Source organism: Streptomyces sp. NPDC007808 (assembly GCF_042868655.1).
GTDB lineage: Bacteria > Actinomycetota > Actinomycetes > Streptomycetales > Streptomycetaceae > Streptomyces.
Window position 1 is genome coordinate 180577 of sequence record NZ_JBIAEQ010000002.1, and the last position, 15201, is coordinate 195777.

The following is a 15201-nucleotide window of genomic DNA, read 5'->3' on the forward strand; positions in this document are numbered from 1 at the left end:
GTATTCATGATCGGCAACTGGAGCGTGGCGCGTTTCGGAGTTCGGTTCGGCAGGGCCGGCCGAACGGTACTGCGGTCGCCGGCGCCGGTGACGTACGGGCTCATCACCGTGTGCTGCCTGATCTTCCTGATCGGGCCGGCGGCGGGGCTGAATCCGGGGTACGGCGTCGGCGACGGGCTGCTCGCGGCGCAGCGGGCCTACTTCCACCGCTGGGGCGTGGTGCCCGCAGAGCTCTTCGAGGGCGCGCCCCGGGCCGCCCTCACCCCCGCCACGGCCCTGTTCGTCCACGGAAGCTGGGTGCACCTGCTCGGCAACATGCTCTTCCTCTACGTCTTCGGGGTGATGGCGGAGGAACGGATGGGCCGCCTCCAGTTCACGCTCTTCTACCTCGGCTGCGGCTACCTGGCCCTGCTGGGCTACGCGGCCGCCAACGACGACTCCACGCAGTCCCTGGTCGGCGCGTCCGGGGCGATCTCAGCGGTCCTCGGCGCGTTCCTGTTCCTCTTCCCCGCGGCACGCGTCACAAGCCTGCTGCCCTTCCTGCTCTTCCTGCCGCTGCGCTTCCCGGCGTGGGTCGTGCTGCCCTTCTGGGCGGCCCTGCAGTGGGTGGCGGCGGGGCGTGCGGACCAGGGGCCCGGGGTGGCGTATCTGGCGCACCTGGTCGGGTTCGGGGTGGGGTTCGGTTACGCGTGGGCCCGATTCGGCCGTACGACTAAAGTGAGTGCCGCCCCTGCTCCGGCCCCCGAGGGAGAGAACCAGCCGTGATCACCGCGATCGTCCTCATCAAGACCAGCGTGGACCGGATTCCCGAGATCGCGGAGTCGATCGCCGCGCTGGAGAACGTCAGCGAGGTCTTCTCGGTCACCGGGACCTACGACCTGATCGCCATGGTGCGGGTGAAGCAGCACGAGGACCTCGCCGAGGTCATCCCCGGCCGGATCAGCAAGATCCCCGGTGTGGAGGGGACGGACACGCACGTGGCCTTCCGCACCTACTCGCAGCACGACCTGGAGGCCGCCTTCGCCATCGGCCTGGACAGCTGACGGCAGCCGGGGCGCCCGGGCCCCGCACTCCCGGCCGAAGAGTGCCTGGTGATCACCGCCGAGGGCACCCTGGCCCACCGGACGCCCCGCGGCAGGGTGCCGACCTGCGCGGCCCCGCGTGCCGAGCTCCCCGGCCGTCCGGTGCCGGCCCCGGCGGGCACGCCCGGCGAGGGCACGCAGGAGGTGCCGGGCGTGGAGCCCGCCGCGGCATGCTGTCCGCGGAGCCGGGCACGCACGCCAGGGCGTCCGATCCGCAGGCTCACGCCGACGTGTCGGGCACGCAACGCCCGTCCTCCGTACGGTAGTTCCACTTCGCCCCGTCCGCGACGAGCTCCTTCACGGCCCGTACGAACCGCTCCACGTGCTCGTCCGGCGTACCCGCGCCGAAGCTCACGCGGACGGCGTTGAGGGACTTCTCACCCGGGGCCGCCTCGGGCGCGCCGCACTCCCCCTGCGTCTGCGGGTCACTGCCGAGCAGCGTGCGGACGAGAGGGTGGGCGCAGAACAGGCCGTCCCGCACCCCGATGCCGTACTCGGCGGAGAGCGCGGCGGCGAAGTGCGAGCTGTTCCAGCCGGCGACCACGAAGGAGATCACGCCGACGCGCGGGGCGTCGTCGCCGAAGAGGGACAGGACCCGGACCTCCGGGACCTCGGCGAGGCCCGCGCGGACCTTCTCGATCAGGAACCGCTCGCGGGCGACCAGCTCGTCGAAACCGGCCTCGGTGAGGGCCCTGCAGGCGGAGGCGATGGAGTAGGCGCCGATGACGTTCGGGGAGCCGGCCTCGTGCCGGGCGGCACTGTCGTGCCACTGCACGTCGACTGCGCCGTCCGCGCGCCGGGTGACCGTGCGGCTGGCACCGCCGCCCGCGAGGTACGGCTCGGCCTCGCGCAGCCAGTCGGCGCGCCCGGCCAGGACGCCGGACCCGAACGGCGCGTACAGCTTGTGACCGGAGAAGGCGACCCAGTCGACGTCCAGATCACGCACGCTCACCGGGTGGTGCGGGGCGAGTTGGGCGGCGTCGAGCACGATCCGGGCACCGTGCGCGTGCGCCGCCGCCGCCAACTCCCGTACCGGCCACAGCTCACCGGTGACGTTCGAGGCGCCGGTGACGCAGACCAGGGCCGGGCCGTACGGGTCGCGGTCGGCTAGGGCGCGCTCCAGGGTCTCCACGGCCTGGCGCGGAGTGCGGGGCGCGTCGAGGTAGGTGACGAGGGCGCCGCGCCAGGGCAGCAGCGCGGCGTGGTGCTCGGTCTCGAAGACGAACACCTGGCAGTCGGCGGGGACGGCGGCGGCGAGGAGGTTGAGCGAGTCGGTGGTGGACCGGGTGAACACGACCTGGTCGGTGTCCCGGCAGTCGAGGAACTCGCCGACCGTGCGCCGGGCGTTCTCGAAGAGGTCGGTGGACAGCTGGGAGAGGTACCCGGCGCCCCGGTGGACGCTGCCGTAGTACGGCGCGTAGGCGGCGACATCGTCCCAGACGCGCTGGAGGGCGGGCGCGCTGGCGGCGTAGTCGAGCGCCGCGTAGGTGACCTCGCCGCCGGTGACGAGCGGGACGGTGACATCCCTGCCGAGAACAGGCAGCGGGGCACAAACGGACTGGGCGGCGGCAACGGTGGAGACGGACATGGCGCAACTCCCGTGAAGGCAGACGAGATTCGCCGCGGAACCCGCAGGGCTCGACGCGGTGAAGGAAAAGGGAACGAAAAAGGAACGCGGAGGCGGGGCTCTGCGGCCCTATCGCATTCGCTTGCTCACGGAAGGCTCCTCGACGACCAGGACCCCTGGCTGATCGAAGGGGTCCGCGCTTGCCGCAGACCTCGCTGCCTGCGGCCTGGTCTTCACCCGGGGCACCCCGCCACGGACGGAGGGTTGCCGGACAGTCGGCCGGGGCCTCATGACTGTCACTCATGACCTGAACAGGAACGTACGTGAAGTGATCGATGTCCCGCAACCCGTGTCCGGATCGCGGGACATCCCCCGAGCCCCGCTACGCGTTGCTGGCGGCCACCCAGCGCTCCAGCGTCCGCTTCGCCGCCCCGGAGTCGATCGACTCCGCCGCCCTCGCCATCCCGAGCCGGATCTGCTCGGCGAGCGGAGCGTCCGTCGGCTCCGACGCCACCAGCGCCGCGGCCGAGTTGAGCAGGACGGCGTCCCGCACCGGACCGGGCTCGCCGTCCAGGAGGCGGCGGGCGACCTCCGCGTTGTACGACGCGTCCGCGCCCCGCAGCGCCTCCACGGGCACCAGCTCGATACCGACCTCGCGCGGGTCGAACGCCTCCTCGGTCACCTTGCCGTCGCGCACCACCCACACCCGTGACGTGGCCGTCGTCGTCAGCTCGTCGAGGCCGTCGTCGCCGCGGAAGACCAGCGCGGACGAGCCGCGCTCGGCCAGAACGCCGGCGATGAGCCCCGCCATCCGGGTGTCGAAGCAGCCGACGGCGGAGGCGGTGACCCGGGCGGGGTTGGTCAGCGGGCCGAGCAGGTTGAACGAGGTCGGGATGCCCAGGTCCCGCCGTACGCCACCGACGAACCGCATGGAGGGGTGGAACTTCGCCGCGAAGCAGAAGGTGATCCCGGCCTCCTCCACCACCCTGGCCACGCCCTCCGGCGCCAGGTCCAGGTTGATGCCGAGCTTCTCCAGCACGTCGGACGAGCCGCTCGCCGAGGACGACGCCCGGTTGCCGTGCTTGACGACCTTCGCCCCGGCGCCCGCGATCACGATGGCGGACATGGTCGAGATGTTGACCGTCTTGGCCCGGTCCCCGCCGGTGCCGACGATGTCCACGGCCGGGCCGGGGATGTGCAGCGGCTGCGCGTGGGCGTACATCGCCTCGACGAGGCCGTTGACCTCCTCGACCGTCTCGCCCTTGGCCCGCAGCGCCACCATGAATCCGGCGATCTGCGCGTCCGAGGCCTCACCGCTCATGAAGCGGTCCATCGCCCAGGCCGTGTCGCCGGCGCTCAGGTCCTGTCCACCGAGCAGCGCGCTCAGCACCTCGGGCCAGGAACGGCCCGCCGCGGTGTCGCCTCCAGCGGGGGTCACAGCGCTCATAAGCCGCTCCAGGGTCAGTTGTGGTGTCCCGGCCCCCGGGACACGAGTCTCGACGAGGTCCACCCTATCCAGCCGCGGGACACGGAGAAGGGCCCCGTCCGAAGACCGGACGGGGCCCTTCTGCCGTGGCGTGCGCAGCGATCAGTGGTGGCCGTGGCCGCTCGTGATCTCCTTGTACTCCTCGACGGTCGGCTTGGGAATCTGACCGTCCTCGCCGAAGTACGACTCGCTGAGCTTGGCGCGCAGCTTCTCCGAGCCCTTCACCTTGCGCTCGACGCCGTTCTCGTCGACCGTCGGGCCGATTTCGAGCGGCTTGTACTGCTCGTGCGCGGTGAGGGTGTGCAGCGCGTCCTGGCTGAGCGGCTCGTGCACCTCGATGAACTCACCGTGCGGCAGGCGCTTGATGATGCCGGACTCGCGACCGTGCAGCACCTTGTCCTTGTCCCGGCGCTGCAGGCCGAGGCAGATCCGCTTGGTGACGACGAAGGCGATGACCGGTCCGACGAAGAACCCGATGCGGACGAACCAGGTGACCGCGTTGATCGACAGGTGGAAGTGGGTGGCGATGATGTCGTTGCCACCACCGATCAGCATGATCATGTACCCGGTGACCCAGGCGACACCGAAGGCCGTACGGGTCGGGGCGTTGCGCGGGCGGTCGAGCAGGTGGTGCTCGCGCTTGTCACCGGTGACCCAGGACTCGATGAACGGGTAGAGGGCGATCACGGCGAGGAAGAGACCGAACAGCACCAGCGGGACGAAGACGCCCAGGACGAGCGTGTGACCCCAGAAGTTGATCTCCCAGCCCGGCATGGCGCGGACGAGACCCTCGGCGAAGCCCATGTACCAGTCGGGCTGGGCGCCCGTGGACACGTAGTCGGGCCGGTAGGGGCCCAGGGCCCAGATCGGGTTGACGGACGCGATGCCGGCGATGAGCGCGATGACACCGAAGACCAGGAAGAAGAAGCCTCCGGCCTTGGCCATGTAGACCGGCAGCAGCGGCATGCCGACGACGTTCTTGTTGCTCTTGCCGGGACCCGCGAACTGCGTGTGCTTGTGGTAGAAGACCAGGATCAGGTGGCCGACCACCAGACCGAGCATGATGCCCGGCAGCAGCAGGATGTGGATCGAGTAGAAGCGGGCCACGAAGTCGGTGCCCGGGAACTCGCCGCCGAACAGGAACATCGAGATGTACGTACCGACGATCGGCACGGACAGGATGGCGCCCTGGGTGAAGCGGACACCGGTGCCGGAGAGCAGGTCGTCCGGGAGCGAGTAACCGGTGAAACCGGTGAACATGCCCAGGACGAACAGCAGGAAGCCGAACAGCCAGTTGATCTCACGCGGCTTGCGGAACGCGCCGGTGAAGAAGACGCGCATCATGTGCACGAACATGCCGGCGAGGAAGATGATCGCCGCCCAGTGGTGGATCTGCCGGATGAGCAGACCACCGCGCACGTCGAAGGAGATGTGCAGGGTCGAGCTGAACGCCTCACTCATCAGCTGTCCCTGGAGCGGGACGTAACTGCCGTGGTACTCCACCTCGTTCATCGACGGGTGGAAGAACAGCGTCAGGTACACACCCGTGAGGATGATGATGATGAAGCTGTAGAGGCAGACCTCACCCAACATGAACGACCAGTGGTCGGGGAAGATCTTGCGCATGTTGGCCTTGGCCAGGGAGTAGATCCCGAGCCGGCCGTCCGCCCAGTCGGCGACGCGCTCGCCGGCCGGTGCCTTCCCGCGCGAGCGGGACTCTGTCTTCTCGGTGGTGCTCATCCGCGCTCCCAGAATGCAGGACCGACGGGCTCTTCGAAGTCGCCGAGCGCCTCGAGGTAGCCCTCGTCGTTCACGCCGATGCGCAGCTGCGGCAGGGCGTGACCGGCCGGGCCGAAGATCACTCGGGCACCGTCGGAGAGGTCGAAGGTGGACTGGTGGCAGGGGCAGAGCACGTGGTGCGTCTGCTGCTCGTACAGGGAGATCGGGCAACCGACGTGGGTGCAGATCTTCGAGTACGCGACGATGCCCTCGTGCGACCATTCGAGCTCGCGCTTGTCCTTGATGTCGTCGGGCTGGAGCCGGACGATCATCAGGGCGGCCTTGGCGATCTCGTTCTGGAAGCCGTGGTCGTGCTCCTCCAGGCCCTCCGGCTTGGCGAAGGTGAGGGAGCCGGCCGCGACGTCCGAGGGACGCAGCGGCTCGTTGGTGTTCATGTTGACGAGCAGCTTGCCCTTGGACCACATGGTGTGGCGCAGCTTGGTGCCGGGCAGCGGGCCGAGGTCACGCAGCAGCACGACGCCGGAGAGCGGGAACAGGGCCAGCGCACCGAACATGGTGTTGCGGATCAGCTTGCGGCGACCCAGCGCGGACTCCTTGGCGCCCTGCTTGAAGTCGGCCATGACCTTGGCCTTGACCTCGGGCGACGCCTGGATCGGGTGCCGCTCGTCCGCGACCTCCACGTCGGACATCAGGGTGCGGGCCCAGTGGACCGCACCCGCGCCGATGCAGAACAGCGCGAGGCCGAGGGTCACACCGAGCGCGAAGTTCAGCGCGCTGATGTGGCCCAGCGGGAAGATGAAGACCGACTTGTCGACGGGGATCGCCACGAACGAGGCGATGAAGCCGACGGTGGCCAGCATCGACAGCGTGAACAGCAGGGCGACCGTACGCTCGGACCGCTTGGCGGCCCGCTCGTCGATGTCCTGGATCCGGTGCTCGTGCGGCGGCAGACCAGGGTCGGCGAAGGGGTCCTTCTCGTCCGCCAGCGCGACGTGGGCGTCCTGCTCAGCCGGCAGGTTCTCTTCTGGAATGTCTTGGCTACTCATGACTTCTTGGCCTTTGCGGTCCGAGCGGCGACCCACACAGCGACGGCGATCAGGCCGCCGAGGCCGAAGATCCAGCCGAACAGACCCTCGCTGACCGGCCCGAGGCCGCCCAGCTCCAAGCCGCCGGGGTTCTCCGTCTCATCGCTGTTGACCGCGTGCAGGTACGCGATGATGTCCTTCTTGTTCTGCTCCGACAGCGTGGTGTCGGGGAACGACGGCATGTTCTGCGGGCCGGTCTGCATGGCCTCGTAGATGTGCTTCGGGTCGACACCCTCGAGCGAAGGCGCGTACTTGCCGTGCGTCAGCGCGCCGCCCTTACCGGTGAAGTTGTGGCACTGGGCGCAGTTGTTGCGGAAGAGGTCGCCGCCCTTGGCGATGTCCGCTCCCTCGGGGCCGTACTGCTCCTCGGTCGGGACGGCCGGGCCGGCGCCCAGCGAGGCGATGTACGCCGCGAGCTGGTCGATCTCGGCCTGCGAGTAGATGTTCTTCTTCCGCGGGACCTGGGCGCCCTGGGAGGTGGCGGCCGGCATACGGCCCGTCGCCACCTGGAAGTCGACGGCCGCGGCGCCGACGCCCACCAGGCTCGGACCGTCGGAGGTGCCCTGACCGCCGGTTCCGTGGCAGCTGGCGCAGCCGACGGCGTAGAGCTTCTTGCCCTCTTCGATGGTGAGGGACTGGGCGGTTTCCTCGGCCTGCGCCTTGTCCGCGGGCGCGAACACGGCGTACAGCCCCCCCGTGCACGCCAGCGCGAGGAGTAGGACGACGACCGCCGCCAGCGGATGGCGTCGTCGTGCGGAGAGCTTTTTCACGGATTACCCCGGTGTCAGGATCTTCTGCGTCGATGCTTCTGGTATGTGCGTTGTGGAACGCGCGCCGGATCGGGCCCGGCTACTTGATCATGTAGATCGTGGCGAAGAGGCCGATCCAGACGACATCGACGAAGTGCCAGTAGTAGGACACGACGATCGCGGCGGTCGCCTGCTCGTGCGTGAACCTCCGGGCCGCGTACGTACGGCCGAGGACCAGCAGGAAGGCGATGAGGCCGCCCGTCACGTGCAGGCCGTGGAAGCCGGTGGTCAGGTAGAAGACCGAGCCGTACGGGTCGGACGAGAGCGAGAGGCCCTCGTGCTTGACCAGCTCGGTGTACTCGTACACCTGACCGCCGATGAAGATCGCTCCCATGACGAAGGTGACGATGAACCAGCCCCGGAGCTTCTTCACGTCACCGCGCTCGGCGGCGAAGACGCCGAGCTGGCAGGTGAGGGAGGAGAGCACCAGGATCGTGGTGTTCGCCGCCGAGAAGGGGAAGTTCAGGGCGTCGGCCTTCTCCGACCAGAAGTCGGGCCCGGTCACCGATCGCAGGGTGAAGTACATCGCGAAGAGGGCCGCGAAGAACATCAGCTCGGAACTCAACCAGATGATGGTTCCGACGCTGGTGAGGTTCGGTCGGTTGACCGACGGGTGCGCGTGACCCTTGTCTACTGTCGTTGCTGTCGCCACGACCGACATTATGTCGGTCGCTTATCCCGCCCTCACTCCGGGGGGTGCCGTTCGGAGTGTCTTCCCCGTTCATACCGGTGTTGACGTGGTGTTCAAGGGAGTAGCATCCGGCGCAACAGGCCTGTCCTTACGACGCTGACGTCACGGAGGAACAATGCAGCCGACCGCCACGGTGCTGGTCTACAGCGACGACTCCAACACCCGCGAGCAGGTGAGGTTGGCGACGGGGCGCAGGCCCGCCCCGGATGTCCCTGTCGTGGAGTTCGTGGAGTGCGCGACCGCGGCCGCCGTCGTCAAGGAGCTGGACAAGGGCGGGATCGACGTCTGCGTCCTGGACGGCGAGGCGGTGCCCATGGGGGGCATGGGACTCTGCCGGCAGATCAAGGACGAGGTGTTCAACGCCCCGCCGGTGCTGCTGCTGATCGGGCGGCCGCAGGACGCGTGGCTGGCCACGTGGAGCCGGGCCGAGGCGGCCGTGACGCTGCCTGTGGAGCCGGTGGAGTTCGCGGGGGCGCTGGCCTCCCTGCTGCGTACGAAGAGGCTGCAGAGCGCCTAGGGGCCGGATAAGCCGCCCTGGGGGGGCGCTCACACGTTCTGCGGCCTCAGCCTGGCGCGCTCCGCCGGGCTCGGGCCGTCCGGCGTGCCGCCCACCAGGGCGCTACCGGTGCGCCACTTCTTCCACGGCAGGTTCCAGTCGCCGAAGCCGTTGCCGAAGGGGGCCATGGTGTCGCCGCCCGAGTTGACGACCTCGACGATGTCGCCCTCGCTGATGGTGTCGTAGAACCACGCGGCGTTGCCGGGGCTCATGCCCGTGCAGCCGTGGCTGACGTTGGCGTACCCCTGGGAGCCTGTCGACCAGGGGGCGGCGTGGACGTACTCGCCGCTGTTGGTGACCCTGACGGAGTGGTGGACGGTCAGGTCGTAGAAGTCCGAGGCGCCGATGCTCGCGCTGGTCATGCGAACGGTGCCTTCCTTGGCGAGGACCACCTTGACGCCGTTGCGGGTGTCGTAGCCGGGCTTGCCCGTGGTGACCGGGATCTGCCTGATGACCTCGCCGTTGCGGTAGACGGTCATCTGGTGCGTCGAGGCGTCCGTGACGGCGACGACCCGGTCGCCGGTGGTGATGGTCAGGGGCTTGGCCGCGCCGCCCCGGAGGCGGTCGCTGATCTTGATGCCCTCCAGGTTGCTGCGGGCCTGGACGGTGGCGTGGGTCGGCCAGTACTCCATCGGGCGGTAGTGCAGCTTCTTGTCGTCCACCCAGTGCCAGGCGCCCTTGACCGCGGGTATGGAGTCGACCTTGAGGGCGCTCTCGACTATCGCCCGCTGCTTGCCGTCCTTGACGGGGCTGCTCAGCTCGGCCGTGATGGGCTGGCCCACGCCGTACTTGCCCGCCCTGGGGCCGAACGTGACGGTCAGCTTCTTCGTGGTCGGCCGGCTGGTGTCGAAGGTGAGGACCTTGCGGCCGGGGGCGCCGTCCTCGTCCTCGGTGCTCACGCGCACCGTGTAGCGGGCGTTGGCGGCGAGCGGGGAGGTGCTGTGCCAGCGGGTGCCGTCGGCGGAGAGTTCGCCCGCGACGTAGCGTCCTGCGGCGTCCCTGGCGGTGACGTCCGTGATGCGGCCGTCGGAGTCCTCGGTGGTGACTTCCAGGGGCTTGTCGGGGTCGGCCTTCCTGCCGTCGCCCGACGGGCCGTTGAAGGCGATCTGGTCCGCCGCGTCGTACGGGGCGGCGGAGAGCGGGTTGCCGTCGCTGCCGCAGCTGGTGACGCCCACCCCGAGGGCTATGACCAGCAGCGTGCAGCCTATGACTGTGCTCGTGCGCGGTGGCGTGTGGCTCATGGCTTCACGCTAGGAAGCCGGGTCGAGCTCGGCGCGCGGGGTGATGCGTACGAGTGATTCCGATTGCGGCAGACGCAGGAGCCCGGACGCTCCTGACGGAGGGTCCGGGCTCCCGATGAGCTCAGCTCGTGCTACTGGGTGCGGTTCTCACCACGGTAGTACTCGAACACCCAGCCCCACAGGCCGACCAGGATCAGCGGCGCCGAGAAGTACAGCAGCCACCAGCCGACGGCGATCGCCAGGAAGGCGAGGGCACCGCCGATCGCGAGGGAGAGCGGCTGCCAGCTGTGCGGGCTGAAGAACCCGACCTCGCCGGCGTCGTCCGCGACGTCCGCTTCCTTGTTGTCCTGCGCACCGACGTCGACCCGCTTGGCCGTGAAGCCGAGGTAGAAGCCGATCATGATGCACAGACCGAAGGCCAGGAAGAGGGCCGTGGTACCGGCCGGCTCCTTCGACCAGACGCCGTAGACGACCGCCATGGCGAGGACGAAGACGCTCAGCCAGGTGAACATCGTGCCTTGGGTCTTCACTTGCCGGCCTCCTTGCCGCCAGCCAGAGCCTTCTCACCGTGAGGGGCGTTCTCGAGCTGGTCGAGCGCGGCGATCTCAGGGTGGTGCAGGTCGAACGCCGGGGATTCGGAACGGATCCGCGGCAGGGTGAGGAAGTTGTGGCGCGGCGGCGGGCAGGACGTGGCCCACTCCAGGGAGCGGCCGTAGCCCCACGGGTCGTCGACGCCGACCGGCTTGCCGTACTTGGCCGTCTTCCACACGTTGTAGAAGAAGGGCAGCAGCGAGGCGCCGAGCACGAACGAGGCGATCGTCGAGATGGTGTTCAGGGCGGTGAAGCCGTCTGCCGCGAGGTAGTCGGCGTACCGGCGCGGCATGCCCTCGGCACCCAGCCAGTGCTGGACCAGGAAGGTGCCGTGGAAGCCGATGAACAGCGTCCAGAACGTGATCTTGCCGAGGCGCTCGTCGAGCATCTTGCCGGTGAACTTCGGCCACCAGAAGTGGAAGCCCGCGAACATCGCGAACACCACGGTTCCGAAGACGACGTAGTGGAAGTGGGCCACCACGAAGTACGAGTCGGAGATGTGGAAGTCCAGCGGCGGCGACGCCAGGATGACGCCGGTCAGACCACCGAAGGTGAAGGTGATGAGGAAGCCGGTCGCCCACAGCATCGGCGTCTCGAAGGACAGGGAGCCCTTCCACATGGTGCCGATCCAGTTGAAGAACTTCACGCCGGTGGGTACGGCGATGAGGAACGTCATGAAGGCGAAGAACGGCAGCAGTACACCGCCGGTGACGTACATGTGGTGCGCCCACACCGTCACGGACAGACCCGCGATCGCGATGGTCGCCGCGATCAGACCCATGTAGCCGAACATCGGCTTGCGGGAGAAGACCGGGATGACCTCACTGATGATGCCGAAGAACGGCAGCGCGATGATGTACACCTCCGGATGGCCGAAGAACCAGAAGAGGTGCTGCCACAGCAGCGCTCCGCCGTTGGCCGAGTCGAAGATGTGCGCGCCGAACTTGCGGTCCGCCTCCAGCGCGAACAGCGCCGCGGCCAGCACCGGGAAGGCGAGCAGGACCAGCACACCGGTCAGCAGCACGTTCCAGGTGAAGATCGGCATGCGGAACATCGTCATGCCGGGGGCACGCATGCAGATGATCGTGGTGATGAAGTTGACCGAGCCGAGGATGGTGCCGAAGCCGGAGAAGGCCAGACCCATGATCCACATGTCGGCGCCGACGCCCGGGCTGCGGACCGCGTCCGACAGCGGGGAGTAGGCGAACCAGCCGAAGTCGGCCGCGCCCTGCGGGGTGAGGAAGCCACCGACCGCGATGAGCGAGCCGAACAGGTACAGCCAGTAGGCGAACATGTTCAGCCGCGGGAAGGCCACGTCGGGCGCGCCGATCTGCAGCGGCATGATCCAGTTCGCGAAGCCGGCGAACAGCGGCGTCGCGAACATCAGCAGCATGATCGTGCCGTGCATCGTGAACGCCTGGTTGAACTGCTCGTTCGACATGATCTGCAGACCAGGCCGGGCCAGCTCGGCGCGCATGAGCAGCGCCATCACGCCACCGATCACGAAGAACGCGAACGACGTGACGAGGTACAGCGTTCCGATCGTCTTGTGGTCGGTGGTGGTGAGCCACTTGACCACGACGTTGCCGGGTTGCCGGCGCCGGACCGGCAGCTCGTTCTCGTACGAGTCCTCAGCTGCCGCGGCACCCTGGGGTTCGTTGAGGATGCTCACAGGTTTGTCGTCTCCCGGTTCTTCTCGTGGCTCGTCTGCGCGATGCCGGCGGGAACGTAACCGGTCTGCCCCTTCTTGGCGAGGTCCTTGAGGTGCTGCTCGTACCGCTCGGGGGAGACGACCTTCACGTTGAACAGCATCCGGGAGTGGTCGACGCCGCACAGCTCGGCGCACTTGCCCAGGAAGGTGCCCTCACGGTTGGGGGTCACCTCGAAGGCGTTGGTGTGGCCCGGGATGACGTCCTGCTTCATCAGGAACGGCACCACCCAGAAGGAGTGGATGACGTCACGCGAGGTGAGGACGAAGCGGACCGTCTTGCCCTTGGGCAGCCACAGGGTCGGGCCCGGGTTGCCCGTCTGCGGGTTCCGGGTACCGGGGGTGCCGCAGTCGTAGACACCGCCGGCGTCGGCCGGGAAGTCTTCCTTGTACCGGTTCGGAATCGCGTCCAGTTCCTTGGCCGTCTTGGCGTCGCCGGTGGAACCTTCGACGTTCGCGACCATGTTGAAGCACCAGCTCCACTGGAAGCCGACGACGTTGACGGTGACGTCGGGCTTGTCCTTGAGGCTGAGGAGCTTCGACTCGTCGCGGGCCGTGAAATAGAACAGGACCGAGACGATGATCAGCGGGACCACGGTGTACAGCGCCTCGATGGGCATGTTGTACCGGGTCTGCGGAGGGACCTCGACCTTGGTGCGGCTACGCCGGTGGAAGATGGCGCTCCACAGGATGAGGCCCCACACCAGCACGCCGACGGCGAGCGCCGCCGCCCAGGACCCCTGCCACAGGGAGAGGATCCGCGGAGCCTCTTCCGTGGTCGGGGTGGGCATACCAAGACGGGGGAAGTCTTCCCAGTTGTACGAGCAACCGGTGGCTGTCGCCAGGACCAGGCCCGCAGTCATTGCCTGCAGCAGCTTCCGCCGCATCGGGCGCCGCGGCGAGCGGTCGGAGCCGTTGGGACTCACGTAGCGCCTTCCCGAGAGTCTCGCCCGCGCGTGTTGGCTGCGGCCTGGCCTTCTCGCTGGTCGGTCGCCGCCCTGCGTCGGGCAGGGGTTTGGATGTTTATGCGGACCAAACCCTAGCCGACGCCTTCCAGGGGTTCGCGGGGAGGGGTCCCTATGAGGTGGGGTGGTTCGCTGGTTTGGCGGGTGCGGGTCCGTTCGGGCTTGTCACGCCCGTGGCGGAGCCGCTGCCGCGACCGCCCCGAACCCCTTTGCGGCGTTGCGGTGCACGGGCGTCTAGCGTGGGTGTGTGGGCTACTTCGACGCTGCTTCCAGCGCTCCTCTGCATCCCGTTGCGCGGCAGGCTCTGCAGGCCTCCCTCGACGAGGGGTGGGCCGATCCCGCGCGGCTGTACCGGGAGGGGCGCCGGGCACGGTTGTTGCTGGACGCGGCCCGGGAGGCGGCCGCCGAGGCCGTGGGCTGCCGTGCCGACGAGTTGGTGTTCACCCCATCGGGGACGAAAGCCGTCCACTCGGGTGTCGCCGGGGTGTTGGCGGGTCGGCGCCGGATCGGACGCCACCTGATCGTGTCCGCCGTCGAACACTCCTCCGTCCTCCATGCGGCTGACGCGCACGAGCGGGACGGGGGGACGGTCACCCAGGTCGCGGTGGACCGGGCGGGGGCGGTGAGCGTGCGGGGCTACGCGGACGCACTGCGCTCCGACACCGCGCTCGTCTGTCTGCAGTCGGCCAACCACGAGGTGGGGACCGAGCAGCCGGTCGCGGAGGTGGCCGGGGTGTGCCGGGAGGCCGGGGTGCCGCTGCTGGTGGACGCGGCGCAGTCGCTGGCCTGGGGGCGGGTCGAGGGCGACTGGTCGGTGCTGACCGGGAGTGCCCACAAGTGGGGTGGTCCGTCGGGGGTCGGCCTGCTCGTCGTACGCAAGGGGACGCGGTTCGCGGTGCAAGGGCCCGCCGACGAGCGGGAGTCGGGGCGGGCGGCCGGGTTCGAGAACATCCCGGCGATCGTCGCCGCGGCGGCCTCGCTGCGGGCGGTCCGGGCGGAGGCGGCCCAAGAGGCGGTACGGCTGCGGGAGCTGACGGAGCGGATCCGGGCACGGGTGCCGCGCCTGGTGCCGGATGTGGAGGTCGTCGGGGATCCGGAGCGGCGGCTGCCCGGGATCGTCACCTTCTCCTGCCTCTATGTCGACGGGGAGACCCTGCTGCACGAGCTGGACCGGGCCGGGTTCTCGGTCTCGTCCGGCTCGTCCTGCACGAGCAGCACGCTGACGCCGAGCCATGTGCTGAAGGCGATGGGGGTGCTGAGCGAGGGGAACGTACGGGTGTCCCTGCCGTTCGGGACGGCGGCCAAGGACGTGGAGCGGTTCCTGGAGGTGCTGCCGGGGGCCGTCGCGGGGGTGCGGGAGAAGCTGGGGGCACCGGCTGCCGGGGCGGTCGTACGGGAGGAGGACGCCCTGGTCGTGGACTCGCTCGGCAAGCGGTGCCCGATCCCCGTCATCGAGCTCGCCAAGGTCATCGGCGACGTTCCCGTGGGCGGCACGGTCCGTGTGCTGTCGGACGACGAGGCGGCCCGTCTCGACATCCCGGCGTGGTGCGAGATGCGGGGCCAGCAGTACGTGGGCGAGGAACCGGCGGAACGGGGGACGGCGTACGTCGTCCGCCGGGTGGCCTGAAGGTCCCCTTCAGGGGGCACGAGGGACCCGCACACGCCTACGCGCCCGCCTCT

14 protein-coding genes and 1 riboswitch are annotated in these 15201 nt (G+C 69.0%); of the genes, 4 read left to right on the plus strand and 10 right to left on the minus strand.

Going from position 1 to position 15201, the window contains the following annotated elements; translation table 11 throughout:
- Positions 1-6: 6 nt before the first annotated feature.
- Together ACFYNL_RS07045 and ACFYNL_RS07050 are read left to right on the plus strand one after the other, a co-directional pair.
- The gene (locus tag ACFYNL_RS07045) at positions 7-765 is read left to right on the plus strand and encodes a rhomboid family intramembrane serine protease (protein WP_388797921.1); all 759 of its coding nucleotides are present in this window, start codon (positions 7-9) and stop codon (positions 763-765) included.
- Positions 762-1043, plus strand: a complete 282-nt coding sequence (locus tag ACFYNL_RS07050) for an Lrp/AsnC family transcriptional regulator (RefSeq protein WP_019758354.1) — start codon at positions 762-764, stop codon at positions 1041-1043. Before ACFYNL_RS07045 ends, ACFYNL_RS07050 begins: the two co-directional genes overlap by 4 nt.
- Positions 1044-1302: 259 nt before the next feature.
- On the opposite strand, the gene ACFYNL_RS07055 is transcribed toward ACFYNL_RS07050, so the two are convergent.
- The 6 genes from ACFYNL_RS07055 to ACFYNL_RS07080 form a co-directional block, all read right to left on the minus strand.
- Complete coding sequence (locus tag ACFYNL_RS07055; protein ID WP_388797924.1) at positions 1303-2670, minus strand: aminotransferase class V-fold PLP-dependent enzyme; 1368 nt, start codon at positions 2668-2670, stop codon at positions 1303-1305.
- A gap of 170 nt (positions 2671-2840) precedes the next feature.
- A riboswitch (SAM riboswitch) is annotated at positions 2841-2957 on the minus strand.
- Positions 2958-3031: 74 nt separating this feature from the next.
- Entirely contained in the window at positions 3032-4096 is a 1065-nt protein-coding gene (gene trpD / locus ACFYNL_RS07060; RefSeq protein WP_388797927.1) for an anthranilate phosphoribosyltransferase, read from the minus strand.
- Positions 4097-4237: 141 nt separating this feature from the next.
- Positions 4238-5875: a cytochrome bc complex cytochrome b subunit gene (locus ACFYNL_RS07065; RefSeq protein WP_388797930.1), complete on the minus strand. Its 1638-nt coding sequence runs from the start codon at positions 5873-5875 to the stop codon at positions 4238-4240.
- Positions 5872-6921 (minus strand): Rieske 2Fe-2S domain-containing protein, encoded by a 1050-nt coding sequence (locus ACFYNL_RS07070; protein ID WP_388797933.1) that lies wholly within the window; start codon positions 6919-6921, stop codon positions 5872-5874. The genes ACFYNL_RS07065 and ACFYNL_RS07070 overlap by 4 nt, the downstream gene beginning before the upstream one ends.
- On the minus strand, positions 6918-7730 hold the full coding sequence (locus ACFYNL_RS07075) for a c-type cytochrome (RefSeq protein ID WP_388797936.1): 813 nt from the start codon (positions 7728-7730) through the stop codon (positions 6918-6920). The genes ACFYNL_RS07070 and ACFYNL_RS07075 overlap by 4 nt, the downstream gene beginning before the upstream one ends.
- A gap of 79 nt (positions 7731-7809) precedes the next feature.
- Positions 7810-8430, minus strand: a complete 621-nt coding sequence (locus ACFYNL_RS07080; protein WP_388797940.1) for a heme-copper oxidase subunit III — start codon at positions 8428-8430, stop codon at positions 7810-7812.
- 145 nt (positions 8431-8575) lie between these two features.
- Between ACFYNL_RS07080 and ACFYNL_RS07085 the strand changes: the two genes are divergently transcribed.
- Entirely contained in the window at positions 8576-8977 is a 402-nt protein-coding gene (locus ACFYNL_RS07085) for a hypothetical protein (protein ID WP_388797943.1), read from the plus strand.
- 29 nt (positions 8978-9006) lie between these two features.
- Here ACFYNL_RS07085 and ACFYNL_RS07090 read toward each other — a convergent pair whose 3' ends face one another.
- The 4 genes from ACFYNL_RS07090 to coxB form a co-directional block, all read right to left on the minus strand.
- Entirely contained in the window at positions 9007-10257 is a 1251-nt protein-coding gene (locus tag ACFYNL_RS07090; RefSeq protein ID WP_388797946.1) for an Ig-like domain-containing protein, read from the minus strand.
- Between the two features lie 131 nt (positions 10258-10388).
- Positions 10389-10787 carry a cytochrome c oxidase subunit 4 gene (locus ACFYNL_RS07095; protein ID WP_388797949.1) on the minus strand — a complete coding sequence of 133 codons (399 nt, stop codon included), beginning with the start codon at positions 10785-10787 and terminating at the stop codon, positions 10389-10391.
- On the minus strand, positions 10784-12520 hold the full coding sequence (ctaD, locus tag ACFYNL_RS07100; protein WP_388797952.1) for a cytochrome c oxidase subunit I: 1737 nt from the start codon (positions 12518-12520) through the stop codon (positions 10784-10786). The genes ACFYNL_RS07095 and ctaD overlap by 4 nt, the downstream gene beginning before the upstream one ends.
- On the minus strand, positions 12517-13482 hold the full coding sequence (coxB, locus tag ACFYNL_RS07105; protein WP_388797955.1) for a cytochrome c oxidase subunit II: 966 nt from the start codon (positions 13480-13482) through the stop codon (positions 12517-12519). The genes ctaD and coxB overlap by 4 nt, the downstream gene beginning before the upstream one ends.
- A 286-nt stretch (positions 13483-13768) precedes the next feature.
- On the opposite strand from coxB, the gene ACFYNL_RS07110 reads away from it, so the two are divergent.
- Positions 13769-15148: a cysteine desulfurase/sulfurtransferase TusA family protein gene (locus ACFYNL_RS07110; protein WP_388797958.1), complete on the plus strand. Its 1380-nt coding sequence runs from the start codon at positions 13769-13771 to the stop codon at positions 15146-15148.
- Positions 15149-15201: the final 53 nt, after the last annotated feature.